The 26,382-nt window shown below is 70.3% G+C and carries 25 protein-coding genes; 12 read left to right on the top strand and 13 right to left on the bottom strand.

Annotated elements, in window-relative coordinates:
* Positions 1-116: 116 nt before the first annotated feature.
* A complete protein-coding gene (gyrB, locus tag ABZ780_RS27400) occupies positions 117-2,063 on the bottom strand; it encodes a DNA topoisomerase (ATP-hydrolyzing) subunit B (protein ID WP_053651709.1) in 1,947 nt (648 codons plus the stop codon).
* 523 nt (positions 2,064-2,586) lie between these two features.
* Between gyrB and ABZ780_RS27395 the strand changes: the two genes are divergently transcribed.
* Positions 2,587-3,141 (top strand): hypothetical protein, encoded by a 555-nt coding sequence (locus tag ABZ780_RS27395; RefSeq protein WP_357487911.1) that lies wholly within the window; start codon positions 2,587-2,589, stop codon positions 3,139-3,141.
* Here ABZ780_RS27395 and ABZ780_RS27390 read toward each other — a convergent pair.
* Entirely contained in the window at positions 3,126-3,617 is a 492-nt protein-coding gene (locus ABZ780_RS27390; protein WP_357487910.1) for a MarR family transcriptional regulator, read from the bottom strand. The two genes, ABZ780_RS27395 and ABZ780_RS27390, sit on opposite strands and share 16 nt — an antisense overlap.
* A gap of 100 nt (positions 3,618-3,717) precedes the next feature.
* On the opposite strand from ABZ780_RS27390, the gene ABZ780_RS27385 reads away from it, so the two are divergent.
* Entirely contained in the window at positions 3,718-3,963 is a 246-nt protein-coding gene (locus tag ABZ780_RS27385) for a hypothetical protein (protein ID WP_357003187.1), read from the top strand.
* Here the strand turns inward: ABZ780_RS27385 and ABZ780_RS27380 are convergent.
* The 6 genes from ABZ780_RS27380 to dnaA all read right to left on the bottom strand — a co-directional run bounded on the left by ABZ780_RS27380 (position 3,954) and on the right by dnaA (position 10,416).
* Positions 3,954-4,598 (bottom strand): DciA family protein, encoded by a 645-nt coding sequence (locus ABZ780_RS27380; RefSeq protein ID WP_357003185.1) that lies wholly within the window; start codon positions 4,596-4,598, stop codon positions 3,954-3,956. The genes ABZ780_RS27385 and ABZ780_RS27380 overlap by 10 nt on opposite strands.
* On the bottom strand, positions 4,588-5,721 hold the full coding sequence (gene recF / locus ABZ780_RS27375) for a DNA replication/repair protein RecF (RefSeq protein WP_357487909.1): 1,134 nt from the start codon (positions 5,719-5,721) through the stop codon (positions 4,588-4,590). The genes ABZ780_RS27380 and recF overlap by 11 nt, the downstream gene beginning before the upstream one ends.
* A gap of 16 nt (positions 5,722-5,737) precedes the next feature.
* Positions 5,738-6,610 (bottom strand): phosphogluconate dehydrogenase (NAD(+)-dependent, decarboxylating), encoded by an 873-nt coding sequence (gene gnd, locus ABZ780_RS27370; RefSeq protein ID WP_357003181.1) that lies wholly within the window; start codon positions 6,608-6,610, stop codon positions 5,738-5,740.
* A 40-nt stretch (positions 6,611-6,650) separates the two neighbouring features.
* On the bottom strand, positions 6,651-7,784 hold the full coding sequence (gene dnaN / locus ABZ780_RS27365) for a DNA polymerase III subunit beta (protein ID WP_357003180.1): 1,134 nt from the start codon (positions 7,782-7,784) through the stop codon (positions 6,651-6,653).
* Positions 7,785-7,996: 212 nt separating this feature from the next.
* Positions 7,997-8,269 carry a hypothetical protein gene (locus tag ABZ780_RS27360; protein ID WP_357003178.1) on the bottom strand — a complete coding sequence of 91 codons (273 nt, stop codon included), beginning with the start codon at positions 8,267-8,269 and terminating at the stop codon, positions 7,997-7,999.
* A gap of 323 nt (positions 8,270-8,592) precedes the next feature.
* A complete protein-coding gene (dnaA, locus tag ABZ780_RS27355) occupies positions 8,593-10,416 on the bottom strand; it encodes a chromosomal replication initiator protein DnaA (RefSeq protein WP_357487920.1) in 1,824 nt (607 codons plus the stop codon).
* Between the two features lie 631 nt (positions 10,417-11,047).
* Here dnaA and rpmH point away from each other — a divergent pair.
* The 9 genes from rpmH (at position 11,048) to ABZ780_RS27310 (ending at position 20,242) form a co-directional block, all read left to right on the top strand.
* A complete protein-coding gene (rpmH, locus tag ABZ780_RS27350; RefSeq protein WP_007453904.1) occupies positions 11,048-11,185 on the top strand; it encodes a 50S ribosomal protein L34 in 138 nt (45 codons plus the stop codon).
* A gap of 34 nt (positions 11,186-11,219) precedes the next feature.
* Positions 11,220-11,636 (top strand): ribonuclease P protein component, encoded by a 417-nt coding sequence (gene rnpA / locus ABZ780_RS27345; RefSeq protein ID WP_357487908.1) that lies wholly within the window; start codon positions 11,220-11,222, stop codon positions 11,634-11,636.
* Positions 11,637-11,683: 47 nt separating this feature from the next.
* On the top strand, positions 11,684-11,929 hold the full coding sequence (gene yidD / locus ABZ780_RS27340; protein WP_139584732.1) for a membrane protein insertion efficiency factor YidD: 246 nt from the start codon (positions 11,684-11,686) through the stop codon (positions 11,927-11,929).
* Entirely contained in the window at positions 11,926-12,915 is a 990-nt protein-coding gene (yidC, locus tag ABZ780_RS27335; protein WP_357003173.1) for a membrane protein insertase YidC, read from the top strand. The genes yidD and yidC overlap by 4 nt, the downstream gene beginning before the upstream one ends.
* A gap of 211 nt (positions 12,916-13,126) precedes the next feature.
* On the top strand, positions 13,127-13,780 hold the full coding sequence (locus ABZ780_RS27330) for a R3H domain-containing nucleic acid-binding protein (RefSeq protein WP_357487907.1): 654 nt from the start codon (positions 13,127-13,129) through the stop codon (positions 13,778-13,780).
* Positions 13,781-13,991: 211 nt separating this feature from the next.
* Entirely contained in the window at positions 13,992-14,699 is a 708-nt protein-coding gene (rsmG, locus tag ABZ780_RS27325) for a 16S rRNA (guanine(527)-N(7))-methyltransferase RsmG (RefSeq protein ID WP_357487919.1), read from the top strand.
* Positions 14,700-14,956: 257 nt separating this feature from the next.
* Positions 14,957-16,273, top strand: a complete 1,317-nt coding sequence (locus ABZ780_RS27320; protein ID WP_357487906.1) for an AAA family ATPase — start codon at positions 14,957-14,959, stop codon at positions 16,271-16,273.
* A gap of 27 nt (positions 16,274-16,300) precedes the next feature.
* Complete coding sequence (locus tag ABZ780_RS27315; protein ID WP_357003167.1) at positions 16,301-17,332, top strand: ParB/RepB/Spo0J family partition protein; 1,032 nt, start codon at positions 16,301-16,303, stop codon at positions 17,330-17,332.
* Between the two features lie 1,956 nt (positions 17,333-19,288).
* Positions 19,289-20,242 (top strand): hypothetical protein, encoded by a 954-nt coding sequence (locus tag ABZ780_RS27310; RefSeq protein ID WP_357487905.1) that lies wholly within the window; start codon positions 19,289-19,291, stop codon positions 20,240-20,242.
* 91 nt (positions 20,243-20,333) lie between these two features.
* On the opposite strand, the gene ABZ780_RS27305 is transcribed toward ABZ780_RS27310, so the two are convergent.
* The gene (locus tag ABZ780_RS27305; RefSeq protein ID WP_357487904.1) at positions 20,334-21,335 is read right to left on the bottom strand and encodes a D-alanine--D-alanine ligase; all 1,002 of its coding nucleotides are present in this window, start codon (positions 21,333-21,335) and stop codon (positions 20,334-20,336) included.
* A gap of 7 nt (positions 21,336-21,342) precedes the next feature.
* Positions 21,343-22,656, bottom strand: a complete 1,314-nt coding sequence (locus tag ABZ780_RS27300; protein ID WP_357487903.1) for a PLP-dependent aminotransferase family protein — start codon at positions 22,654-22,656, stop codon at positions 21,343-21,345.
* A 297-nt stretch (positions 22,657-22,953) separates the two neighbouring features.
* Between ABZ780_RS27300 and ABZ780_RS27295 the strand changes: the two genes are divergently transcribed.
* Positions 22,954-23,619: a GNAT family N-acetyltransferase gene (locus ABZ780_RS27295; protein WP_357003159.1), complete on the top strand. Its 666-nt coding sequence runs from the start codon at positions 22,954-22,956 to the stop codon at positions 23,617-23,619.
* 34 nt (positions 23,620-23,653) lie between these two features.
* Here the strand turns inward: ABZ780_RS27295 and ABZ780_RS27290 are convergent, their stop codons facing one another.
* From ABZ780_RS27290 to trxB, 3 genes are all read right to left on the bottom strand, one after another.
* Positions 23,654-24,814 carry an N-acetylmuramoyl-L-alanine amidase gene (locus ABZ780_RS27290; RefSeq protein ID WP_357003157.1) on the bottom strand — a complete coding sequence of 387 codons (1,161 nt, stop codon included), beginning with the start codon at positions 24,812-24,814 and terminating at the stop codon, positions 23,654-23,656.
* Between the two features lie 171 nt (positions 24,815-24,985).
* Positions 24,986-25,309 carry a thioredoxin gene (gene trxA, locus ABZ780_RS27285; protein ID WP_007453873.1) on the bottom strand — a complete coding sequence of 108 codons (324 nt, stop codon included), beginning with the start codon at positions 25,307-25,309 and terminating at the stop codon, positions 24,986-24,988.
* Between the two features lie 31 nt (positions 25,310-25,340).
* On the bottom strand, positions 25,341-26,291 hold the full coding sequence (trxB, locus tag ABZ780_RS27280; RefSeq protein WP_357003155.1) for a thioredoxin-disulfide reductase: 951 nt from the start codon (positions 26,289-26,291) through the stop codon (positions 25,341-25,343).
* Positions 26,292-26,382: the final 91 nt, after the last annotated feature.

Here is a 26,382-nt window from a genome sequence, read left to right as displayed (position 1 = left end):
CCAATAAACTTTTTTTTCGTGGGTGGTAACCCCCGGGTTTACCCGCCAAACGTGTCTTAAACCTGTTTGTTGGGGGGGGGGGGGGGGGCCCCCCCGCCCCCCCCCACCGCGATCCGTCAGATATCCAGGAACCGCACGTCCTTGGCGTTGCGCTGGATGAACGACCGGCGCGCCTCGACGTCCTCACCCATCAGCACACTGAACAACTCGTCGGCGGTCGCCGCGTCGTCGAGAGTGACCTGACGCAGGGTACGCGTCGCCGGGTTCATCGTGGTTTCCCACAGCTCGGGATAGTTCATCTCGCCGAGGCCCTTGAAGCGCTGGATGTCGTCCGGCTTGGCGTTCGGCTTCTTCTGCTGGCGCAGCGCGATCAGCCCGTCCCGCTCGCGGTCGGAGTACGCGTACTGCGCGTCGTCGCCCTTCTTGTTCCACTTGATCTTGTAGAGAGGGGGTGCCGCCAGGTAGACGTGGCCCATCTCGACAAGCGGACGCATGAAGCGGAACAGCAGGGTGAGCAGCAGCGTCTGGATGTGCTGGCCGTCGACGTCCGCGTCGGCCATCAGCACCACCTTGTGGTAGCGCAGCTTCTCCATGTCGAAGTCGTCGTGGATGCCGGTGCCCAGCGCGGTGATCAGCGCCTGGACCTCGTTGTTCTTCAGCACCCGGTCGATCCGGGCCTTCTCCACGTTGAGGATCTTGCCGCGGATCGGCAGGATCGCCTGGGTGCGCGGGTCACGGCCCTGCTTGGCCGAGCCGCCGGCCGAGTCGCCCTCGACGATGAACACCTCGGACTCGCGCGGGTCGGTGGACTGGCAGTCGGCCAGCTTGCCGGGCATCGAGCCGGACTCCAGCAGCGACTTGCGCCGGGCCAGCTTGCGCGCCTGCTGCGCGGCGATCCGGGCCCGAGCCGCCTGGGATGCCTTCGTGATGATCATCTTGGCCTCGGCCGGGTTGCGGTCGAACCAGTCGACCAGCCGGTCGTTGCAGACCCGCTGCACGAAGCTCTTCACCGGGGTGTTGCCCAGCTTGGTCTTGGTCTGACCCTCGAACTGCGGGTTGGCCAGCTTGACCGAGATGATCGCCGCGAGCCCCTCGCGAATGTCCTCGCCGGAGAGCTTCTCGTCGCCCTTGAGCAGCTTCTTGTCGGTGCCGTACCGGTTGACCACGCTCGTCAGCGCGGAACGGAAGCCCTCCTCGTGGGTGCCGCCCTCGTGCGTGTTGATCGTGTTGGCGAAGGTGTAGACCGACTCGCCGTACGACTCGTTCCACTGCATGGCGATCTCGAGTGACATGCCCTCCTCTTCGGCCTCGAACTCGACCACGGTCTTGTGGATCGGGCTCTTCGAGGCGTTGAGGTGTCGGACGAAGTCGGCGATGCCACCCTCGTAGTAGAAGGTCACCTCACGCTGCCGGCCGTCCTCCTCCTCGGCCACCCGCTCGTCGAGCAGGTGGATGCGCAGGGCGCGGTTGAGGAAGGCCATCTCCTGCAGGCGTCGGTAGATGGTCTGGAAGTCGAAGTCGACGGTCTCGAAGACGTCGGGGTCGGGCCAGAAGGAGACGGCCGAGCCGGTGCGGTCGGTGGTCTCGCCCTTTTCCAGCGGGCTCGGCTTGGAATTGGTGTAGTGCTGCCGCCACACGGAGCCGGACTTGTGGATCTCGACGAACATCTTGGTGGAGAGCGCGTTCACCACAGAGACACCGACGCCGTGCAGACCGCCGGAGACCGCGTACGCCTTGCCGTCGAACTTGCCACCCGCGTGCAGGATGGTCAGCGCGACCTCGACGCCCGGCTTCTTGAGCTTCGGGTGCAGGTCGACCGGGAAACCACGGCCGTTGTCGGTGACCCGCACGCCGCCATCGGCCAGCAGTACGACGTCGATGGTGTCGCAGTACCCGGCCAGCGCCTCGTCCACCGCGTTGTCGACGACCTCCCACACGAGGTGGTGCAGACCGCGCTCGCCGGTGGACCCGATGTACATACCGGGCCGCTTGCGAACGGCCTCCAGCCCTTCGAGAACGGTGATCGACTCTGCGCCGTACTCCTGCTTGTCCTGCGCTGCCACCCTCGGCCACTTTCTCGCGTCCTCCACGCCAAAAAAGCGCGCGTCGGGCGCGGGTTCGGCGGACAGGACGCGACGTCGGCGCGCGGACCGGTGCCGGAGACCTCCGGACAGCGGGTCGAACGCGCCGGTCGCCGCGGTTGCCCGCGGATCGCGATCGGCTCGACCCGCCGTGGAGAATGATCCGGGGCCATCGGCCCCGTCCCTCGCTCCGCACCGGGTCTTCGTCTCACCGTCAATCCTACTGTGCGCGCGGGACAGAACCGCCACTCGGCACCCTCAACGAGGCGGCTGAGATGTCCATAGCCGGCAGAACCCCATTACCCACGACTCCCCCCACACGCCAGGCTCCGATCGCACGCGCCGCCCCGAAACGGGTTGACCCGCGACCGGGCGGGTCGGGGGTCGCGGTCGGACCCCCGGTGTCGTACGTTTGCGGCGCTCCGGAAGCGGCCTTGATCTTTAGCGGCCGGAACCGGGACGATCGACCCGATCGACCCGACACGTGCTCTTTAAGAGGTGACAGATGGGGCTGGACAACGTCGCGGTGCACTGGCCGCGGACCGGCCGCTTCTACGATCCGGTGGCTCCCGCCGAGTTCGTCGACTTCGGCGAGATCGTCGACGTGCCCGGGATCTCCGCGCCGACGGCGGCGCTGGCCGAGCTGATCGCGAAGACCGGCACCATCCGCGCGACCGCGTACACCGAGCTGGTGGATCTTCTGCTCGGCCTCGAAGGTGTGTTGTATGCCACAGACGCCGCAGCCGAGGATGAGGACCCGGTGATCGATCCGGACGGCTGTGCCTGGATCGCGGCCGGCATCGAGCGGTTCGTTGCCGGCCACCGCGCGTACGGCGAGGCGGTCACCTTCGAGTCGGTGAGCACGGTGCTGCGTTCGCTGCTCGGCGACGGCCGGCTCGCCGAGCAGCAGCTTCGGTGGCTGGAGACTCGGCTGGACGCGATGCGCGACGAGAGCGGCGATCCGCCGCAGTGGAACTTCACCTGCCCCGAGCTGGGCGTGCTGGCGGCGTTCTACAGGCGTTGCGCCGATCGCGGCTTCGCCGTCTACGCCGACGCCTGAGCGACCGCGCCGCTCGCAGGGCCGCCACTCGGCCGGTTGGCCGCCGCGATCAACTGCGTGAGCACCCCGTGCAGGTGTTGCAGGTCCTCGACGGGCAGCCCGAGGCGCTGCACGATCGCGGCCGGGATCAGTTCGGCCTGGCTGCGCAGGGCGGCGCCGGTGGCGGTGAGGGTGACGGCGAGGCTGCGTTCGTCGGCGGCGTCGCGCTCGCGGCGCAGGTAGCCGGCGGCCTCCAGCCGCTTCAGCAGGGGTGACAGCGTGCCCGGGTCGAGCTGCAACAGACGGCTCAGGTCGCGCCCGGACAGCGGCGCGTGCTGCCAGAGCGCCAACATGACCAGGTACTGCGGATGGGTCAGCCCCATCGGCTCCAGCAGCGGCCGGTAGACGGCCACCACGCTGCGCGCGGCCACCGACAGGGCGAAACAGACCTGCTGCTCCAGGGCCAGCGGGTCGACGTCCTCCGGCCGCTCGCTCATCGGTTGCCCTCCCCACGCATGGTCACTATCGTAGCGATCGTTGGTGCCCCAACCATTGGCGGCCCAATTACCTGTCGGGCACGGCGAGAGAAGGCGGCAGATGACTGAGAACGGTGCGGCCCCCAAATCTGCGGGCGAGGGCGGCCGGTTCCTGCGTTGGACCTTCCGGAACCTCGCCGGCCCCGCCGACGGTGTGCAGGGCGCGGTGCAGGGCGGCTCGACCGAGGCCCGCGAAGCGTGGAAGCGCGACCTGGCCGAGCGCAAGCGCTATACCCAGGAGCAGCGCGAACGGAAGCGGGCCGCCCGCGAGGCCGGCAGGAACCGGGGAGGGTCGGCTCAGCCGTAAGTGTCCCGTGGCCCCCGGCCGCGTACCCTGCGTGGCCCCTTCGACCAGGACGGCGCGGCCGGGCCGTGGATGTGCAGCTTGCGCACCACGTTGTGGCCCACCTCCTGAGCAATCTGCTTGAGCAACGAGCCGGCCAGCAGGCGCAGCTGGGTCGCCCAGGCGGTCGAGCGCGCCTCCACGGTCAGCTCGCCGTTCTCCAGCTTGACCGGGCGGCTGTGCTGGGCGACCTCCGCGCCCACGACCCGCTCCCAGGCGCCAAACACGGTGGCCTCGGCCGCTGGCTGCTGCCAGCCGCGCGCCTTCACCAGCCGGTTCAGCACCACGCTGAGCGGCTGCGGGTCGCGCGGGTCAGGGCCGGGGCCGGAGTAGCCACGCAGCCGCCGCCCCGAGCCGCCGGCAGCGTCGCCGCCCCCGCCGCCCGGGGTACGTCGGGCACGGGCCGCCGCCTGCCGCCGGGACAGCGCCGCGTCGAGCACCGCCCGGGCCAGCTCCGGCCCGGTCGCGGCCTCCGGTTGGCCACCGCCGTCGGCACCCGCGGTCGCCCCCGGGCCAGCGGTACGGGCGTTCGCCGCGTCGCCAGCCCGCCGGTCGGTCCGGCCGCTGTCGCTTCCGTCGGAGCGTGACTCACTCGACACGGTGTACCGCCCCTTCGCCGACCTGGTAACGGGTGCCGCGCAGGGCGGCCGGCACGTCATCGTCCACCGCGCAGGTGACGAGCAGCTGACTCGCCCCGCTGACCAGCTCGGCCAGCCGCTCCCGCCGCCCGGTGTCCAGCTCGGCGAAGACGTCGTCGAGGACCAGCACCGGTTCGATTCCGTCGGCGCGCAACAGGTCGTACCCGGCCAGACGCAGCGCGAGCGCGAACGACCAGGACTCACCGTGGCTGGCGTACCCCTTGGCTGGCAGTGGGCCGAGGCTCAGTGCCAGCTCGTCGCGGTGCGGGCCGACCAGGGTCGTGCCCCGTTCGATCTCGGCGGACCGCGAGGCGGCCAGCGCGGCGGTCAACGCCTCGGTCAACGTGGCCCGGTCGGTGGTCGGCTCGGCCAGCTCGATTGAGGGCCGGTAGGCGATGCTGGCCGCGCCTCGGCCGGCAGCCACCGCGTCGTACGCCTTGGCGACGTGCGGGGTGAGCGCCGCGACCAGCTCCAACCGGCCAGCGAGCAGCTCCGCGCCGTGCTGGGCCAGGTGGGTGTCCCAGACGGCGAGGGTGCCGAGGTCGCCACCCCGGGACCCACCGGTCTTGCGAGCCAGGTACGCGGTGCGCAGCAGGGCGTTGCGCTGCTTCACCACCCGCTCGTAGTCGGCCCGCACACCCGCGTAGCGGGGCTGCCGGGTAACCAGCAGGTCGTCCAGATAACGACGGCGTTCGGACGGATCACCCCGGACCAGCTCCAGGTCCTCCGGAGCGAAGAGCACCAGTCGCAGTGCGCCGAGCACATCCCGGGCCCGTCGCGCCGGGGATCGGCCCAGCCGGGCCCTGTTGGCCTTGCCGGGCACGATCTCCAGCTCGACCAGGAGCTCCCGGCCGTCGTGCGCCACCGCGCAGCGGATCACCGCCGAGGAGGCGCCCATCCGGACGAGCGGCGCATCCGTGGCGACCCGGTGCGAGTTCAGGGTCGCCACGTAGCCGAGCGCCTCGACGAGGTTGGTCTTGCCGACGCCGTTGGCGCCGATCAGGACGTTCGCCCCCGGTTGGAGGTCGACGGCGACCCGCTCGTACGAGCGGAAGTCGACCAGTTCCAGCCGGTGGACGTACACAGGGTGTGGATACCGCTCAGCGCTTGTGGACGGCGTGGCCGCCGAACTGCTGGCGCAGCGCGGCGACGGCCTTCATAGCCGGCGAGTCGTCCTGGCGGGAGGCAAACCGGGCGAACAGGGAGGCGGTGATGACGTTCAGCGGCACGGCCAGCCGGACGGCCTCGTCGACCGTCCAGCGGCCCTCGCCGGTGTCCTCGGTGTAGCCGCTCAGCTCTGCCAGCTCCGGGTCCTCGTCGAGGGCCCGGTCCAGCAGGTCGAGCAGCCACGAGCGCACGACGGTGCCCTCACGCCAGGACTTGATGACCCCCGGCACGTTGGTCACCAGCTCGGAGGCGGCCATCAGCTCGTAGCCCTCGGCGTAGGCGTGCATCAGGCCGTACTCGATGCCGTTGTGCACCATCTTCGAGTAGTGCCCGGCGCCGACGGGGCCGGCGTGCACGAAGCCGAACTCGCCCTCGGGCTTGAGCGCGTCGAAGATCGGCATGAGCCGGTCCACATGCTCCTGGGAGCCGCCGACCATCAGGCCGTACCCGTTCTGCCGGCCCCAGACGCCGCCGGAGACGCCGACGTCGATGTAGCCGATGCCCTGCTCGTTGAGCCGCTCGGCCCGGGGCGCGTCGTCGCTGAAGCGCGAGTTGCCGCCGTCGATGATGATGTCGCCATCGCCGAGCACTCCGGCGAGCTCGTCGATGGTGGCGTCGGTGACACCGGCCGGCACCATGACCCAGACCGCACGGGGCGATTCGAGCTTCTCCGCCAGGCCCGCGATGGTCGCAACGTCGCTGATCTGCGCGTTGTGATCGAAGCCGACCACCTCGTGGCCGGCCGCCCGCAACCGCTCGCGCATGTTGCCGCCCATCCGGCCGAGTCCTACCAGGCCGAGCTGCATCTGTTCCTACCTCCGTGGATCTGGGTGTTGCTGGGCGCGATCAGCGGGACACGCGGATCGGCATGATGAGGTACCGGTACCCCGGAATGACCTCTCCATCCTCACCGGCGGGCGAGATCACCGCGGGCTTGAAGGCGTCGACGAACGAGAGCATGGCTGTCTGGGAACCCAGGTTGGACAGGCCGTCGATGAGGTACTGCGGGTTGAAGCCGATGGTCAGCGCCTCACCAGTGAAGGTGGCCTCCATCGCCTCGCTGGCCCGGGCCTCCTCGGAGCCACCGGCCTCGACGACCAGCCCGTCGGCGCTGAAGCTGAGCAGCACCGGGGTGGTGCGCTCGGCGACCAGCGCGACCCGCTTGACCACCTCGATCAGGGTGCTGACCGGCACCCGGGCCTCGGCGTTGTGGGTGGCCGGGAAGAGCGAGCGCACCGGCGGGTAGTTGGCGCCGTCGAGCAGCCGGCTGGTGGTGCGTCGGGTGCCACCGGCGAGGCCGACCATGCCCTCGCCGGCAGCGCCCTGCGCGAGGGCGAGGGTGACCTCGCCACCGATCGGACCGAGCGCCTTGGCGGTGTCGTTCAGGGTGCGGGCCGGCACCAGGGCGTTGATGCTGACGTCGGGGTCGTCGGGCCGCCACTGGATTTCGCGCAGCGCCAGCCGGTACCGGTCGGTGGCGAGCATGGACAGGGTGCTGCCGGAGAGTTCGACCCGGACGCCGGTCATCATCGGCAGCGTCTCGTCGCGGCCCGCCGCGATGGCCACCTGAGCGACGGCGGTGGCGAACGCCGCGGCGTCGACCGTCCCGGCGCTCTGCGGCATCTCGGGCAGGGCGGGGTAGTCCTCCACCGGCATGGTGGGCAGGGTGAACCGGGCGCTGCCGCAGACCAACTCGAGGTGGGCGCCGACCGCGGCGATGTCCACCGGCTTGGCCGGCAGCGCCTTGGTGATCTCGGCGAGCAGCCGGCCGGAGACGAGGGCGGCGCCGTCGGCGTCACCCTGCACCTCGACGGTGACCTGGCTGGAGACCTCGTAGTCGAACCCGGAAACCCGCAGGTTGCCGTCGGTGACGCGCAGCATCACCCCGGCGAGCACCGGTACGGATGGCCGGTTGGGCAGGCTCTTCGCGGTCCACGCCACGGCCTCGGCGAGCGCATCGCGCTCCACTCGGAACTTCATTAATGCCTCCGCGTCGACGTCAGCGACAACTCTCTCATGCCGACCGCTGCCTACCGTCCCGCCCGACCGTGCGGGTACCCATCGCACCTTAGGGCGCGGGGGCATCGGCTGTGCGCCCGACCCCGGGGATCGTGTCGATGCTGACCGGCCCGTCCGGCAGCGTTCGGCACGATCCACAGAAAGCCCAACGGTGATGATTGGTTTTTGTTCTCTTAGAAGAGATAACCCATCGTCTTCATCGCACCTGTGCAAACTGTGGAGAACTCAAGTTCGCGCAGCTCAGACAGGTTATCCACCGGTGATTTAGCTGTGGAGAACCGGGGGTACAACTGCCTCGCGTGTCCACAGCCCGGCGACGGCGGCTGGTTGTCCACCGTTGTCCACCGGTTGTCCACCGGTAATCCACCGACTTTCTCCCCATGCCTGTGGACAGCCGAGAAGATCGCCATTGCCGTTGTCCCCAGAACCTTCAACAGCTCGTACACAGGGCGATGATCAACGGTGGACAACCTCGCGGTTGTCCCCAGCCGTCCACAGCGTCATGCACAGGGTTTCTCCACAGCCTGTGGGTAACTGGCGGGGGACGGACCGTAGTTATCCACGGGCGGTGGACAACGAGCTGTGGACAACGATTGAGCATCGAGGCGGACACGGCGTCGATCCTGTGGTCTGCACCATGTCGAGGGTCAAGCCGAAGCCGTCTCCAGAGCCGAAACGGGCGCCGTCGGAGCCGCGTCGGAGCCGAAAAAAGAACGCCCGACCGGAGATCCGGCCGGGCGTGTCCCGGGCTTGCGTGTCGCCGTACCCCTCAGGTGTTCTGCTTGATCCGGTTCGTCAGCTCGGCGATCTGGTTGTAGAGCGAGCGGCGCTCGGCCATCTGCTGCCGGATCTTGCGGTCCGCGTGCATGACCGTGGTGTGATCCCGGCCGCCGAAAGCCTGCCCGATCCGGGGCAACGACAGCTCGGTCAGCTCCCGACACAGGTACATGGCCACCTGGCGGGCGTTGACCAGCACCCGGGAGCGGGACTGGCCGCGCAGGTCCTCCAGGCTCACCCCGAAGTAGTCGGCCGTGGAGACCATGATCTGGTCGGCCGTGATCTCCGGGCCGGCGCCGTCCGGGATGAAGTCCCGCAGGACCTCCTCGGCCAGCGACAGCTCGACCGTCGACCGGGTCAGGCTGGCGAACGCGGTCACCCGGATCAGGGCGCCCTCCAGTTCCCGGATCGAGTTCGACACCCGGGAGGCGATGAACTCCAGCACGTCCGGCGGGGCGTAGAGCCGCTCCTGCGCCGCCTTCTTCTGCAGGATCGCGATCCGCGTCTCCAGGTCCGGAGGCTGGATGTCGGCGAGCAGGCCCCACTCGAAGCGGGTCCGCAGTCGGTCCTCCAGCGTGGCCAACTGCTTCGGCGACCGGTCGGAGGTGATCACGATCTGCTTGTTGGCGTTGTGCAGGGTGTTGAAGGTGTGGAAGAACTCCTCCTGCGTACGCTCGCGGTTCTCCAGGAACTGGATGTCGTCGATCAGCAGGATGTCGACGTCGCGGTAGCGGCGCTGGAACGCACTGGTCTTGTCGTCCCGCAGCGAGTTGATGAAGTCGTTGGTGAACTCCTCGGTCGACACGTACCGCACCGACCGCGCGTTGCCCAGCGTCGTGGCGTAGTGCCCGATGGCATGCAGCAGGTGGGTCTTGCCCAGCCCGGAGCTGCCGTAGATGAAGAGCGGGTTGTACGCCTTCGCCGGCGACTCGGCCACCGCGACGCTCGCCGCGTGAGCGAAGCGGTTCGACGAGCCGATCACGAACGTCTCGAACATGTACTTCGGGTTGAGCCGGTTGCCGCCGGTGTCGGTGCCGGGCAGCCGCCGGTCGTCGCGCCCACCGGTGCGGTGGTCCACCCCGCCGCGGCCCGGACCGCTGTCCGTTCCGCCGTCGCGGGGCAGCGGACGGATCACGTGCTGGTCCCGGGGCGATGAGGCGTCGTCGCGGTAGCGGGGCTCGTAGGGCCGGGTGTCCGGGCCTGGCGGGTCCAGTCGGGCGGCCTGGTCGTCGTACCCGCGTCGGTCCGACGCCGGTCGGGGCGAGCGCAGCGGCTCGACGAACGCGGCGCTGAACAGCGCCTCCTGCCCGTCCCTGCTCGCCGGGATCAACCCGGACCGGTGCCCGTCGACGGCCGGCGCCGGCGGCGGACCGGCCGGTGCCGGCGGCATGGCGGGGTCGTGCCCCGGCTGCTGCTGTTCCGGAATGATCGTGTCGACCGCCGGCCGTCCGGAGTGCCCGTCGTCGAGCGAGCCGGACAGCGGGGCCTCGAGGTCGGGCGACCCCGGCTCCGGAGCGCTGCGGTAGACGGTGCCGGCCGGGCGTCCGGTGGCGTCCTCGGCCACCCGCACGGTCACGGCCACCTGGATGGGTCGGCCGAGCCGACGGGTCAACGCCTCGGTGATCGCCGGGCGCAGCCGCGACTCGATCACATCCCGGGTGAACGCGTCCGGGACGGAGAGCAGCGCGGTGTCCTCGACGATCGCCCGCAGCCGGGTCAGCCGGAGGTAGGCACGCTGCTGCGCGGAGATGATCTCGTCGGCGAGCTCGTCGGTCGCCGCTAACCACACCGCGGCAAGGTCGGTCGTACCGGCCACCGTCGTGCCACCCCCTCGCCTCTGCTCCCGGCCGCCGCTGTCTGCCAGCCGGCCGTCCCGGGCCCGCCGCGTGCGCGGGTGGAACATCACCCACCCGGACAACTGCCAGTGGGTCATCCACAGGTTATCCACAGCCTGTGTACCGACCGATTGTGGCCGTCCGGCGGACGCGGGTGGGACCTGCCCCCTGCCTGACCGGGCGCTGAAGCGGGTTCACCGTGCCGAACGATTCACCGGCGTGTCCGGTCTTGCCTGCGCGCGACGACCGGAGCTTCCGACGCTCACCGCAATCGGGCACGGTAACAGCGTTGTCCCTGCCCCATCAACCGGCGACGCGGCAGCGGCCTTGTCGGCATCAGCGAAAACCGCCCCTTCGGTCCCGGGCGCGTCCCCGATGGTGGCCGCTGGGGATGTTTGACGGTCATTGCGCCCCTGCGTAGGCTGGAGCGGCTGCTCTCTCGTCCTCTGCTAGGGTGATGGGTGTTTGCTGCCCACGGTCGCATCCCCGCGTCGCCGAGGTCCCGCTCCGCAGGGCAGCACCGATCGGTGGTCACCGTCGAGGTGGCCTGGACCACCCCACGACCCCGGCGATTCCGTCGCGCGGGGCGCGTACGAAAACGGAGAGCCTGACGTGAGCAAGCGCACCTACCAGCCGAACAACCGCCGGCGCGCGAAGACCCACGGCTTCCGGCTGCGCATGCGCACCCGTGCCGGCCGTGCCATCCTGTCGAGCCGTCGCGCCAAGGGTCGCACCACCCTGTCGGCCTGAGCCGACCGGGCCGGTCCGGGGGACGTGAGCAGTCGTGCTGGCCGCTGCGCAGCGACTGCGGCGCAGCGCTGACTTCGCCGCAGCGGTTCGCGGTGGCCGACGCGCCGGACGAGGTGCCGTCGTGGTCCACCTGACCGTGCCGGTGACCGCCGACCCCACCACAACGACCTCGCCGAAGCCGGTGCGGGAAATCGGTGCGGAGCAACTCTCCGCACCGACCCGCGCCGGCTTCGTCGTGTCCAAGGCGGTGGGCAACGCGGTCGTCCGCAACAAGGTCCGGCGCCGGCTCCGTGCGCTCGTCCGGGAACGACTGGTCGCCTTGCCCGCCGGCAGTACATTGGTCGTCCGGGCGTTGCCCGCAGCAGCCGAGGCGTCCTACCCCAGGCTCGCCGCCGACCTGGACGCCGCCATCGCGGTTGCCCGGTCGCCCCGAGAGAGGCGGTCCCGGTGAGCACCGAACCGACCGCCGCCGCGCGCCCGACGTCAACCGGTGCCAAGGTGCTGATCGCGCCCATCATCGCGTACCGTCGGTGGATAAGTCCGGCACTGCCGGCCCGCTGTCGGTTCTACCCGTCGTGCAGTGCGTACGCCCAGGAGGCGGTGGCCCGACACGGCGCGCTCCGGGGAGCCGCGCTGGCGGTCCGGCGGCTGTTGCGCTGCCACCCCTTCCACCCTGGTGGACATGACCCGGTGCCGGAGCCGGGCGGTCGCCGCCGTGCCGATGTGACTGGAGCACCGAATTGAGTCTCGACTGGATCTACTACGCGATTTCGTGGATCCTGCTGACCTGGCACTCGGCCTGGGACGCCATCGGGGTGCCCGTCGGCGCGGTGATCGGCACCAACTTCGCCTGGATCCTGGCCATCGTCTTCCTGGTGGTCACCGTCCGGGTGATCCTGTTCCCGGTCTTCGTCAAGCAGATCAAGTCGCAGCGGGCCATGCAGGCCCTGCAGCCCAAGGTCAAGGAGCTGCAGGAGAAGCACAAGGGTGACCGGGAGACGCTCCAGAAAGAAATGATGGAGCTGTACAAGAAGGAGAAGGCCAACCCGCTGATGGGTTGCCTTCCGATGTTCCTTCAGATCCCGGTCTTCCTCGGCCTCTTCCACGTGCTTCGCCGTCTGGACCCGGCCAAGCAGAGCAAGGACCTCTACGGCTGGACGGCCGCTCAGTTCGACAGCGCCTCCAACGCGAAGCTCTTCACCGCGCCGATCGCCGGCAAGTTCGGTTCCACCGCCGACGAGCTGGCCCGCCTCGGCGCCAACGGCACCACGGTCAAGGTCATCGCCGGCTTCCTGGTCCTGATCATGATCGCGACCACCTACCTGACGAGCCGTCAGATGATCCTCAAGACCGGCTGGGCGGAGGACCCGCAGCAGCGGATGATCCAGCGGCTGATGCTCTACGGCATCCCGGCGTCGCTGCTGATCTCCGGCGCGATCTTCCCCATCGGTGTGATCATCTACTGGGTCACGAACAACCTCTTCACCCTCGGCCAGCAGCAGTGGGTGCTGCGCAAGTTCCCGCCGCCGGTGACCGCGAAGAAGGCCACCGCCCCGGCCGCCAGCCGCAACCCCGTACAGCCCACCAAGTCCGGTGGCCTCTTCGGTCGCGGCAAGTCGGCCCCGCCCGCGCCGGTCAAGGCGACCGCGCCCAAGGTGGCCGGGCCGAAGCCGGGCGCCAAGCCGGTGAACAACCCGAAGAAGAGCCGCCCCGCCAAGCGGCAGGGCTGAGCTGTAAGGGCCGTCGCCGGATGACCGGCGGCGGCCCGTTCCGCACCGTGCAGCCGCCGGAAGGCCGGCGCCGGGCGGAACCGGCCGCGTCCGACGCGGTCACGGGCGACACTGCCCCTACAGACGTGCCCGTGGGCACCGGCGACCTCCCGCCGGCCCCGGGAAACCAGCGGACCCGACGGTCCGGACGAGCGAGTACGGAGATGAGACCGTGACCGAGACCAGCATCCCCCGCGTCGACGAGCCCCTGGACGAGGAGGACACCGCGGCCCTGGCGGTGAACGGCGACACCGAGGCGGACGAGACGGAGGCCGACGACGACACCGAGGCCGACGACGACACCGAGGCCGACGACACCGACACCGCAGCCGTCGCGAGTGGCCGCGAGAAGAAGGCCGCGGGCGAAGGCGAGCTGTTCCGGCAGAGCGAGATCGCGGCCGACTACGTCGAAGGGCTGCTGGACATCCTCGACTACGACGGCGACATCGACGAGCTGGTCGCCGGTGGCCGGCCGGTGGTCGAGGTGGTCGGTGCCCGACTGCAGAACCTGGTCGGTCAGCGCGGCGCCACCCTGGAGGCGCTTCAGGAGCTGACCCGGCTCGCCATCTTCCGGCAGACCGGCACCCCGAGCCGGCTGCTGCTCGACGTCGGCGGCTACCGCGCGACCCGTCGCAAGGAGCTCGCAGCAGTCGCCAAGAACGCGGTCGAGAAGGTCAAGGAGTACGGCGAGCCGGTCCGGCTGGAAGCGATGTCCGCGTTCGAGCGCAAGTGCGTCCACGACGTCGTCAACGCCATGTCCGGCGTGGCGAGTGAGTCCGAGGGCGTCGAGCCGAACCGGCGCATCGTCGTACGGCCGGCGGACTGACCGGGTGACCCACGACGACACCACGGCGGACGCCGTGACCGGCCCGGGCGGTACGCCGCCCGGGCCGTCCGCTGTCCGGCCCACAGCGACCCCCGACACCGATCCGAGGCGGTACGACGTGGACGGCGACACTCCTCCGCCGGAGGCGTCTGTCGGTGACACCTCGTCGCAGGTCGAGTCCGACGGTGGTCCGTCGCCGGCCGACGCGGCACTGCCGCCCGAACTGGCTCCGGCCGCGCTGACCCTCTTCGGCGACCGGCTCGACCTGGCCGCCGCGTACGCCGAACTGCTTGTCACCGACGGCGTGATCCGCGGTCTGATCGGCCCCCGGGAGGCACCCCGGATCTGGGACCGCCACCTGCTCAACTGCGCCGCGGTCGTGGAGCGGATCCCGGCCAACGCGACAGTGCTCGACGTCGGCTCTGGCGCTGGCCTGCCCGGCATGGTCCTGGCCATCGCGCGCCCCGACCTGACCGTCACCCTGATCGAGCCGCTCGCCCGGCGTACGTCGTTCCTGATCGAGGCCGTCGAGCGACTCGGCCTGACCAGATCGGTACGGGTGTTCCGAGGTCGGGCCGACGAGGCCGCCAGCGGATCGACTGGCCGGGAACCGATCAGCGGAGACGTGGTGACCGCCCGTGCGGTCGCACCGTTGGACCGTCTGGCGGCCTGGTGCCTGCCACTGGCTGTGCGCGGCGGACGGCTGCTGGCCCTCAAGGGATCATCCGCCGCAGCGGAGATCGAGGAGCACGCCGACGTCGTGGCGCGGCTCGGTGGCGGCTCTGCGGCCGTCCACTTCTGCGGTGTCGACGTGATCGATCCGCCGACCACCGTCGTGGAGATCGTCCGCGAGCGCATGGTTGGGCCGCCCCGGCCTGCCGCCAGCAAGCGCTCCCGTGGCGGAGCACGCCGCCGCTGACCCGTCGCGCCATCGGACGTCCGGTCAGTGGGTTGCCTCGTTGTACCCGTACGGATGGAACGAGGGAATGAGAACCCGACGTGGACCGGCCGCGCCCGTCCGCCGTAGGCTGACCGCGCGTCGATAGTGTGGAGCGGCCGACGGACGTCGCGGACTCCGACCGCTCCCGAGGGGCCGTACGCTCCGGGGTGCGAGCGCGGGTGCGGCCAAGTTGACCGGGGCGCGGACCGACCATCCGAAGCGGGCAGGGATGACAGGTGCATGACGACGGCAGGTACGACGATCCACGCGTGACCGGGTCAACCAGCGATCCTGTTTCACGTGAAACCGACTACCCGAGCTGGTCGCCCGGTGCGCCCGGGTCGTCCCCGACTGCGGCGGACAACGGTCCGCAGGCGTCGCGGGACGAGCCGGCGGGCCAACCAGACCGGTTGGAGACCCCGGAGCCGACGGCTGCCCGTCGGGCAGTGGAGGGGCCGAGTCGGCCGGGCAATGCCGCCGAGGTGCGGCCGACGTCGGGTCGGCGGAACACGGCTGCGGCGGTTCGCTTCGAGCCGGCGGTCCCGCACCAACCCACCGCCGCGGTGGCACGGGACGCGACGCCGGTAATCCCCGATGCGCCAGCCGCGTCGGTGGAGTCGCCGACCGCGTCCGATCCCACGTACGTTTCACGTGAAACCCCGACGCGCGAAGAGGATGAGGACCCACCCTTGGCTATGGAGGCGATGCGCGCCGTGCAGATCCTGAATCCCAGTGGCGAGGTGACCATGCCTCGGCCGGACCGGACCCGGGTCATGTGCGTCGCCAACCAGAAGGGCGGCGTGGGCAAGACCACGACCACGGTCAACCTGGCGGTGGCGCTCGCCCTGCACGGTAACCGGGTGCTCGTGGTCGACCTTGACCCGCAGGGCAACGCCTCGACCGGCCTCAACGTCCCCCACCACACCGGCATCCCGGACGTCTACGACTGCCTCATCAACAGCGTGCCGCTGGCCGAGGTGGCGCAGGCCGTGGAGGGCATCCCCAACCTCTGGTGCGTACCCGCGACGATCGACCTCGCCGGGGCGGAGATCGAGCTGGTGTCGGTGGTGGCGCGGGAGTCGCGCCTCGACCGGGCCATCGCCGCCTACCCGGGCCAGTTCGACTACGTCTTCATCGACTGCCCGCCCTCGCTCGGCCTGCTCACGGTCAACGCCCTGGTCGCCGCGCAGGAGGTGTTGATTCCGATCCAGTGCGAGTACTACGCCCTGGAAGGGCTCAACCAGCTGATCAACAACATCAACCTGGTACGGCAGCACCTCAACCCGAAGCTCGACGTCTCCACCATCCTGCTGACCATGTACGACCGCCGTACCCGGCTGGCGGACGCGGTCGAGCAGGACGTCCGGAACCACTTCGGCGACAAGGTCCTCCAGGCGGTCATCCCCCGCAACGTCCGGGTCTCCGAGGCGCCCAGCTATGGCCAGTCGGTGATGACCTACGATCCCGGTTCGCGGGGCGCGACGAGTTACTTCGAGGCCGCCCAGGAGATCGCCGAGCGGGGCGTCAAGGAGCCGGTGGGCCGGAATGCGTAGTGCGGACGAGTCGCTGGGAGGCGTGGCATGAAGAACCGTCCTCGGGGCGGTCTGGGACGAGGCCTGGGGGCGCTCATCCCGACCGGGCCGGTGCAGGGTGCCGCCGGCACCATGACCGCCGAGCCGGAGAACGGGCACGTCGACGTTGACGATGGCGCGGCGGCCTCGGTCGTATCGGCTGCGCCTGCCAGCGCTCCGGCCCACCAGCCGGAGCCCACGCTCAGTCCCGTGCCGGGAGCCCGGTTCGCCGAGATCCCGGTCGACGCGATCCTGCCGAACCCGAAGCAGCCTCGTCAGGTCTTCGACGAGGAAGCGCTGGAGGAGCTGAAGACCTCGATCCAGGAGGTTGGCTTCCTCCAGCCCATCGTCGTTCGGCAGCTTGACGGCGAGAAGTACGAGCTGGTGATGGGCGAGCGGCGTTGGCGTGCCGCCCAGGCGGTCGGGCGGGACAACATCCCGGCGATCGTCCGCGACACCCGCGACGACGCCATGCTCCGCGACGCGCTGCTGGAGAACATCCACCGGGCCAACCTGAACCCTCTGGAGGAGGCCGCCGCGTACCAGCAGTTGCTGGAGGAGTTCGGCGCCACCCACGAGGAACTGGCCCGTCGGATTGGTCGCAGCCGCCCGCAGATCTCCAACACGATCCGACTGCTGAACCTGCCGGCGCAGGTGCAGCGTCGGGTCGCCGCGGGCATCCTCTCCGCCGGCCACGCCCGTGCCCTGCTCAGCCTCGACGATTCGGAAGCACAGGAGCAGTTGGCGCTGCGCATTGTGGCCGAAGGGCTGTCGGTGCGGGCCACCGAGGAGATCGTTGCCCTCACGCTGAACGACGGGCCACCGACGGGCCAGGCCGCGAAACGGCGACCGAAGCCGCATGCGCCCGCCCTGACGGATCTCGCTGATCGTTTGTCGGACCGGTTCGACACCCGGGTGAAGGTCGACATTGGCCGCAGCAAGGGCAAGATCACGATTGAGTTCGCCACGGTGGACGACCTGGAACGGATCGTCGGGATCATCGGAGTGCAGCAGGAGGAGCCCGGGGAGCCCGAGGCCTGATCGTCTCGCTCCGCCTGCGGCCGCGCTTCCCTCGGGTAGCGCGGCCGTTCTGCATCCGGTCCCGTTTCACGTGAAACGGGACCGTGCCCTCCCCGCCTTGGCTCTCTGCTCTGGACCGGGGGCCACGAGGCTGGCGATTCAGAACGACGACGCTGACGAGGGCGAGGGAGTGGTGCGGATCGTTGACGGCGACCACGGCGGAGTCGCCGCCGACACGAGGGTCGCCAGTGAGGGTGGCGCCAGTGAGGGTGGCGCCAGTGGCGGTGGCGGCGGTAGAGGTGGAGCAACCGAAATCCGCAGCCCTCGGTCTGCCGGCGAGGACCGGGACTGTGTCGACCTGCCAGACCCCGCCGACCTTGGCCAGCGGGCGAGCACGCGCCAACCCCGCCGGTCTCGGCTAGAGGGCGAGTGCACGCCAACCCCGCCGATCTCGGCCGGACGGCGAGGCGCTCGGTAGGGCGGTGGGGGCGTGCGGGTCTGGCTGCGCGGACGACCAGTGAGCACAGCGAGCCTTCACCCGCGGGGTCTGTATGCGCGGGCGGCTGGGTCTGGCCCGGTCTTCACGCGCGGGATCTGTATGCGCGGGCGGCCGGGTCCGACTGGTCCTTCACACGAAGGTCCGTTCCGCACGGGCAGTCAGAGGCATCCGGCCGGGCCCAGACGCGCAGGACTTGCGCGCGGCAGTTCGGGGATCCGACCGGGCACTCACTGCACAGGCCTGGGCGTGAGTGCAGTCAGAGGCCATTCGGGCAGGGCCTTCACGCGGGCATGTCAGGCGGCGGACTCCTGAGGGCTCCGAACCTACCGATCCCATGACGGGGGCCAGCGTGTCACGGGCAGGTCCGGCGCCTGTCGGGTGTCGCCGGGCCGCTGGCCGAGCGATCGCAAAATGCGGTGCGGTGCGGTGCGGTGCGGTGCGGTGCCGGAGCAACGAGCCGGGGCCCCTGCGCGGGTGGGCAGGTCGACCGGAAATCCACCGAGCACATGACGTCGCCCGGCTCGGGAGAGAAGTTGACCTCCACGGGCTGCGAGAGGGCTCGTGGGTGACGGAGCCATATCGAGGCACCCGTTCCGACCTTGGAGCCGCTAGCGGCTCACTGAGAGGGCGCACGAGGCCCTCCCGTGTCCTCGTGGAGCTGGGCTTGTCACCCGGACGCTCGCGGCCTCGGTTTCACGTGAAACCGCCCTCCAACCGTCCGATCCCCGAAGCCTGCCCTGGAGTGCGGACCGAGGCGGGCAATCTGAAGCCGAGAAAGCGCACTGCGGTCGCGGAAGGCCGCCCGCCGCCCGCGCGACGTTCGCTCGCCCAGATGCCGCAATGGTCGAAGAACAGCAAGTGCGCGCCCGGAGATGGCAGGTCGAGCAGGCGGACGACCCTGGAGGCGGTGCACCAGGCTGCCCCCAGACTCCGGCGGCAGAGCAGCCGGGGAGGGCGTCGCAACGTCGCAAGGGCAACGCCGACGAGCCTGTGGGGAAGTCGGAGGGCAGCGCCGAGAAGCCTGCGGAGTGAGTGGCGTCGAGCAGCGCACAGCCGTACCCGATGCGATCTTCGACAGGGTTCCAGGTGAGCGCCACCCGTCCCCATCGTCACGCCCTGTCTCGTCCAAGGGGTGCCGGCATCGCACCCCGGCCCAGGCACTCGACGCGGTCCCAAACGCGCCCCCGACGTGGCGGTCACCGAACCGGCCCGGCGCAGTTCGCCGCAACGACCGAAGGGCCGAAAAGTTATCCACACCCGTTGTCCACAGGCACCCCCCGTTTCACGTGAAACACCGCGTGGGAACGGGTGCCGGCCTGTGGATGACGGCCTGTGTTGGCGATCTCGGCAGCCTGTGGATATCGCCTCGCCGAGTGTCGGCGGCGGGCAGATCAATCGACGAGAAGCATTGATCTGGGTGGTCCGGACCGATCGAACAGCTAGGGACAGCGGCGACAGACTCGGTTAGGGTCAGCGTCGTGCACGACACCCCTCCCTCAGTCCCGGACTTCACCCAATGGCCCTCGTTTCCCTTCGAGGGTGACCTCCGCGTGAAGCAGCTCGACGACCCGGTCCCGGTCGAACCTCCGCGCAAGGGCGAGGGCCTCCGGGAATGCACCGCCTGCAACGCTCCCGACGACGCCTACATCTGGGTGGGAGAGCGGTGGCGGGTGCGCGCCATGGATCGGCCGACCGGTCTGCCCATGGTGCTCATCCTGGAATCGCGGACCCACCTCGATCTGGGTGACCTGCCGAACCTGCTCGCCGCCGAGCTCGGGGTGATGACCGTCCGCCTGGAGCGGGCCATCCGGTCGCTGGACGGCGTGGCGCGGGTGCACGTCAACCGGTGGGGCGACGGCTCCGCCCACCTGCACATGTGGTTCCTGGCCCGGCCGTACGGCCGGCTTCAGTTGCGTGGCACCTTCCTGTCGCTGTGGGATTCGATCCTGCCGCCGATCTCCGAGGAGCAGTGGCGGGAAAATCTGGCACTCGTCGCCGCCTGGCTCGCTGAGTTCGGTGGCCGGCCGCTGGCCGAGCCGCCCCGCATCCAGTGGCAGGCGCCGTCGAGCCTGCTGGCCCAGTCCGAGGCCGCGCACGCCGCTGCCATCCGGGAGGAGGCCGTCTCGGTCATCGAGGCGGCTGAGGAGATCCCGGAGCCCGCAGTCGATGACGACCGCGCCGATGGTGACGGGGATGCCAGCGATCCCACAGCGACCGATGCCGACCCGTCGGTAGCGTCCTCCGTCACCGCCACCGACTCGGCTGACGAGCCAGCCACAGAGTCAGCCACAGAGTCAGCACCCGACGCCGACCCGGCGACTGAACCTGCCGCCGCGACCGCACCCGACCCGGTGGACGACACCGCCGACTCGGCCGCTCCCAACAAGGGCACCCCCGAGGTGACCCCACCCGACGCGCGACCCGTCCACTGATCGTCGAATCGTCAGGTCGGCGGTGGCAGCCGCGGCACGCCACCGTCAACCTCACGGGTCGACAGGGTCACTGCCGGAGGGCGAAGCAGGATCAGGATGCGCGCTGGGCCGCGGTCCGGGTGACGAGGGAGCCGAGGAGTCGACCGAAGTCCAGGCCGGCAGCCTGGACGGCGAGTGGCAGCAACGACGTCTCCGTCATGCCGGGTGAGACGTTGACCTCCAGCACGTGCGGCTGACCGGCCGCGTCCACGATCACGTCGACCCGGGACAGGTCCCGCAGGCCGAGCGCGGTGTGCGCGGCGAGGGCCACGTCGGCCACCGTGGCGGCCACCTCGGGCTCCAACCGGGCCGGAGCATGCCACGTGGTCCGACCGGCGGTGTAACGGGCGGCATAGTCGTACACCCCGTTACGCGGCACGATCTCGACCGGCGGCAGCGCCTGCGGCCCGTCACCCAGGTCGACCACGGAGACCGCCACGTCCATGCCGGGCACGTACCGTTCCACCAGCGCCGTCGAGTGGTACGCGAAGCAACCGACCATCGCGGCCGGGAGTGACGCGGCGTCCCGGACCACCGCGGCGCCGAGGCCCGATCCGCCCTGCGCCGGCTTGACCATCAGGGGCAGGCCCAGCCGGTCGACGATCCGGTCGAGTACGGCCACCGCGCCCAACTCGGAGAAGCGGTCGTGCGGCAGGGCCACCCAGTCCGGGGTGGGGATGCCGGCCTCGCGGAGCACCGTCTTGGCGGAGGGCTTGTCCCAGGCGAGCCGGGAGGCACGGGCGTCGCAGCCGACGTACGGGATGCCACACAGGTCGAGCACTCCCCGCAGGGAGCCGTCCTCGCCGGTGGCTCCGTGCAGGGCGATCACGACCGCGTCCGGCGGGTCGGCGGCGAGGGCGGGCAGGAGCGCCACGTCGGCGTCCCGCAGCTCGGCCTCGACCCCGACGGCACGCAGCGCGTCGATCACCCGGCGGCCGGAGCGCAGCGAGACGTCACGTTCGTAGGAGAGGCCGCCGGCGAGTACGAGCACCCGCAGGTCGGCCGCGACGGCGGAGTTGGTCACGGCAAGGTGCTCGACAGCGGTCGTACCCATGGCGGCATCATGCCAAGTCGGGGCCCGGCACGTCGGAGCCGGGCCGGCTGCGGCGACCTGCGGCACCACCGACGGCGCCGAAGACGCGGCGCATCGCCATCTCCTGTTCCATGACGCCGGCGAGCCGGCGGACGCCCTCACGGATCCGCTCCGGCGGCGGGAAGCTGAAGTTGAGCCGCATGGCGTCGGTGCCCGTGCCGTCGGCGTAGAAGCCGGTGCCGGGCACGTAGGCGACCCGTGCGGCGATCGCGCGCGGCATCATGGCCTTCGAGTCGAGCCCGTCCGGCAGGCTGGCCCAGACGAAGAGGCCGCCGGACGGCGTCGTCCAGCTCGTGCCCTCGGGCATCAGGTCGGACAGCGCCTCCAGCAGGGCGTCCCGGCGCTCCCGGTAGACCTCGCGGTAGACCTTCAGCTGCTCACGCCAGGGCATGGTGCTCAGGTAGGTGGTCACGGCAGCCTGGGCGTAGCCGCTGGGGCACAGGATCTGCGCCTCGCTGGCGATGACCAGCTTGTCGCGGACCGCGTGCGGCGCCAGGATCCAACCGACCCGCAGCCCGGGGGCGAAGGTCTTGGAGAAGGTGCTGAGGTAGAAGACACCGTCGCGGCGGCGAGCCCGTAACGGCGCGGGCGCCTCACCCTCGAAACCCAGCTGGCCGTACGGGTCGTCCTCGACGACGAGCAGGCCGGCACGTTCGCAGATGTCGAGTACGCGTTCCCGGCGCTCCTCGCTGAGCGTCACGCCGGTCGGGTTCTGGTAGGTGGGGATGGTGTAGAGGAACTTCACCCGCCGGCCGGCGCGGGCCAGGTCGGCGATGGCCGTTTCCAGTGCTTCGGGGATCAGCCCTTCGTCGTCCATCGGCACGTGTGCGACCTGGGCCTGCGCGGCCTGGAAGACCCCGAGCGCGCCGACGTACGTCGGACCCTCGGCGAGCACCACGTCACCGGGGTCGAGGAAGAGCCGGGCCACCAGGTCGAGAGCCTGCTGCCCGCCCACGGTGACCACCACGTCCTCGGGTGAGGCACCGCACGCGGCGTCGATACCGGAGAGGGACATGACCTCGCAGATCCGCTCGCGCAGCTCCAGGGTGCCCTGGCCGATGCCGTACTGCAGGGTGGTCACGCCGTGCTCGGAGCCGAGCCGGCCCAGCATCTCGCCGACGGCGTCGAGTGGCAGCGCGGCGATGTAGGGAGCCCCACCGGCGAGCGAGACGACCTCGGGCCGACTGGCCACCGCGAAGAGTGCTCGGATCTCCGAGGCGGTCATGCCGCGCACCCGCCGGGCGTACCGGTCGGTGTAGTCGTCGTGGGTCGTGCCGGTCATGACCTCACCTCGATCGCTGCTCGGGTGGCTCCCGCCCCGGGTACCCCGACCGCTCGTGACCATGGGGGCGGGAGGCACCAATTGTCGATCGTAGCCCGCCTGTACCTGCCTGTCGGCCTGCTGTGGCGGACCGACCACATCGCGGACCCTCGGTGCCGTCCCCCGGTGCGGTGGGCATCTGCGCGTCCCCTCCCGCACCAGCGATCAGCGGCGTACGATCGCTCGTCGGGGGCAGGATGGCGGCGCTGTCGTCCCATGCCGGTCTTACCACCGAGCCTATTTGTGGGGATGCGCCATATGTCGCGACGTCTGGTCAACCTGACCCTCGACACGCTGGAGGATCTTCCTCGTCCCTGCCGGCAGTGCGTCTACTGGGAGCTGGATCCGGTCTCTGCCGACCGGGCAGGCGCTGCCGGTGACCCGGGTCTGGAGAAGGAGGCGTGGGTCTCCCAGACGCTGTTGGAGTGGGGTTCCTGCGGCAAGCTCGCGTACGTCGACGGTATGCCGGCGGGCTTCGTGATGTACGCACCGCCCGCCTACGTGCCCCGCTCGATGGCCTTTCCGACCTCTCCGGTCTCTGCCGACGCGGCGCTGCTGATGACCGCCAACGTGGTCGCCTCGTTCGCCGGCGGCGGGTTGGGCCGGATGTTGGTGCAGGGCGTCGCGCGGGATCTGACCAAGCGGGGGATCAAGGCGATCGAGGCGTTCGGCGACGCCAAGTTCGGTGACGCGGACGACCCGGCCGGGGGCTGCATGGCACCGGCCGATTTCTTCCTCTCGGTCGGCTTCAAGACCGTACGTCCGCATCCCCGGTTCCCACGGCTGCGCCTTGAGCTGCGCACCGCGCTGAGCTGGAAATCCGACGTCGAGTACGCGCTCGAGAAGCTGCTCGGCTCGATGAGCCCGGAGACCCTGCTTCGTCCGGTCCGACCGGCACCGGCCACCCGGTCCACCGGCGGCTGAGCGAGCGCTTCGAAAGCGCCACCCGACACCGGTCTCAGTCGACCACCGTGCCGGCGGTGACCACCGCGCGCAGTTCGCTCACGTCGATCGAGCCGGTGGGCACGTCCCGCTCGATCGGAAAGTACATGCGTTGCACCGCGGCCACGATCGCCTCCACCACCCGGTCCCGGAAACGGGGGTCGATCAGCCGGGCGCGGTCCGTCGGCGAGGTGAGGTAGCCGACCTCCACCCGGACCGCCGGCATTCGGGTCAGCCGCAGCAGGTCCCACGTCTTGGCGTGGGTGCGGCAGTCCCGCAGCCCGGTGCGGGCGACGATCTCCCGCTGCACCAGCCCGGCCAGCCGCTCCCCGGTCGACGAGGTCACCCCGTTGTCGGTGCCGTAGTGGTAGGTCGCCACTCCTTCCGCCTCCGGATTGGCGTGCCCGTCCAGGTGCAGCGACACGAACACGTCGGCGCCGAGCGAATTGGCCAGCATCGCCCGGTCGGTGTCCGGCAGGCACGTGTCGGGCGCGGGACCCCGAGTGAGCTGCACCCGCACTCCGGAGGCGGCGAGCCGTCCCTCCAGTCGACTGGCGAGGTCGTGCACGAGGTCCGCCTCCGTCCAGCGCAGCGGGCCGTCCGGCACGACCATGCCCGGATCGGTGCCACCGTGCCCGGGGTCGATGACCACCGTCTTGCCGACCAGTGCCGGTCCGGACTGGCGGATCGCGTCGGACTCGCGGAGCCACTGCGGGCGCCCGCCGACGACCTTCCGACCGATGCGGCGCAGAGCGTTCATCGTGTGCGGACCACAGGAGCCGTCGGGGGTGAGCCCGACCTCGCGCTGGAACTGCGCCACCGCGCGGGAGGTCCGAATGCCGTAGATGGCGTCCGCGCGGCCGACGTCGTACCCCATCTCCAGCAGTCGTTCCTGCAGCGAACGGACGTCCTCGCCGGTGAGCGGCTCGGGCACCGCGTGGTAGAGGGTGCGGGCGCCAAGCCGCCAACGGGCGGCCTCCAGCGCACCCCAGGTCTCCGTGCCGATCCGGCCGTCCACGCTGAGCCCACGGGACTGCTGGAACGCGCGGACGGCGCGCTCGGTGTCGACGTCGAACTCGTCGGTCTGCGGACCGGCGGCGAGCAGGTCGAGGCCGTTGAGAATGGCACGGATCTCCGTGACCGCTGGTCCCCGGTCACCGGGTCGGATCGGACGCACGCACGACCCCCTCTGCACGAAGCTGGCTGGCCGGGCGGCCCCGGCTTGAGGTTATGCGTTCCGGGGCGGCCAGGTGGCTCGGGCGCGAAAAACGCGCGGTCCGGGGGTCGCGAAAGACAGCGAACCCCGCACCCGACGAGCGGGTACGGGGTTCGGTGACGTAACTGCTGGTCAGAGGGCCGACTCGATGAGCCGGACCAGCTCGCCCTTCGGCTTGGCGCCAGCAATCGACTGCACGGGCTGGCCGTTCTTGAAGACGGTCAGGGTCGGCACCGACATCACCCGGTAGGCGCGGGCGGTCTCGGGGTTCTCGTCGATGTTGAGCTTGACGATGGTGACCTGGTCACCCATCTCACCGGCGATCTCCTCGAGCAGCGGCGACACCTTGCGGCACGGCCCGCACCACTCGGCCCAGAAGTCCACCAGAACCGGCTTGTCGGCCTGCAGCACGTCAGCAACGAAGCTCGCGTCCGTGACCGCCTTGGTATTTCCCACTATGCCCCTCCTCTGGGATGTGTTTCCTGTTTCAGCTGAGCGTCGCGATGAAGCGCTCGGCGTCGAGCGCGGCGGCACAGCCGGTGCCGGCCGCGGTGATCGCCTGACGGTAGGTGTGGTCGACCACGTCGCCCGCGGCGAAGACACCGGGCACGTTCGTCCGGGTGCTGGGGGCCTGGACCTTGATGTACCCCTCGTCGTCCATCTCGACCTGGCCGCGGAAGAGCTCACTGCGCGGGTCGTGGCCGATGGCAACGAAGACGCCTGTCACGTCCAGGACCTTGGTCTCGCCGGTGTGCACGTTGCGGACGCGTACACCGGTGACCTTGCCGTCGGCGCCCAGGATCTCCTCGACGGTGCTGTTCCACTCGACCTTGATCTTCTCGTTGCCCAGTGCCCGGTCAGCCATGATCTTGCTGGCCCGGAACGAGTCGCGCCGGTGGATGATGGTGACCGAATCCGCGAAGCGGGTGAGGAAGCTGGCCTCCTCCATCGCCGAGTCGCCGCCGCCGACGACCACGATGTGCTGGTTGCGGAAGAAGAACCCGTCACAGGTGGCGCACGAGGAGACGCCGTGGCCGAGGTATTCCTGCTCGCCCGGCACGCCCAGCGGGCGCCAGGCAGAACCGGTGGAGAGGATGACGGAGCGGGCCTGGTAGGCGGTCTCGCCGACCCACACGGTGCTCACCGCGCCAGCGCCGGCGTCGCCAGTGTCCGCCAGTTCGACCCGGGTCACGTCGTCGGTGAGGAACTCGGCGCCGAACCGCTCGGCCTGCTTGCGCATGTTGTCCATCAACTCGGGGCCGAGGATGCCGTCGGCGAACCCGGGGAAGTTCTCCACCTCGGTGGTGGTCATCAGCGCGCCGCCGGACTGCACGCCCTCGATGATCAGCGGCTTCAGGTTGGCGCGTGCCGCGTAGACCGCCGCCGTGTAACCGGCCGGGCCGGAGCCGATGATGATCAGGTTGCGGACCTCGTCCACTGCCGTCTCCCGAGTTGTGTGTTCGGCGTCGGCGCGCGCACCGATGCTGATCCAAGTGCCGACGCGTGGTGGGTGCCGGCGACTGACTTCC

The sequence above is a fragment of the Micromonospora sp. NPDC047467 genome (assembly GCF_040643095.1).
Lineage (GTDB): Bacteria > Actinomycetota > Actinomycetes > Mycobacteriales > Micromonosporaceae > Micromonospora.
This window is presented reverse-complemented; position numbering and strand designations above follow the sequence as displayed.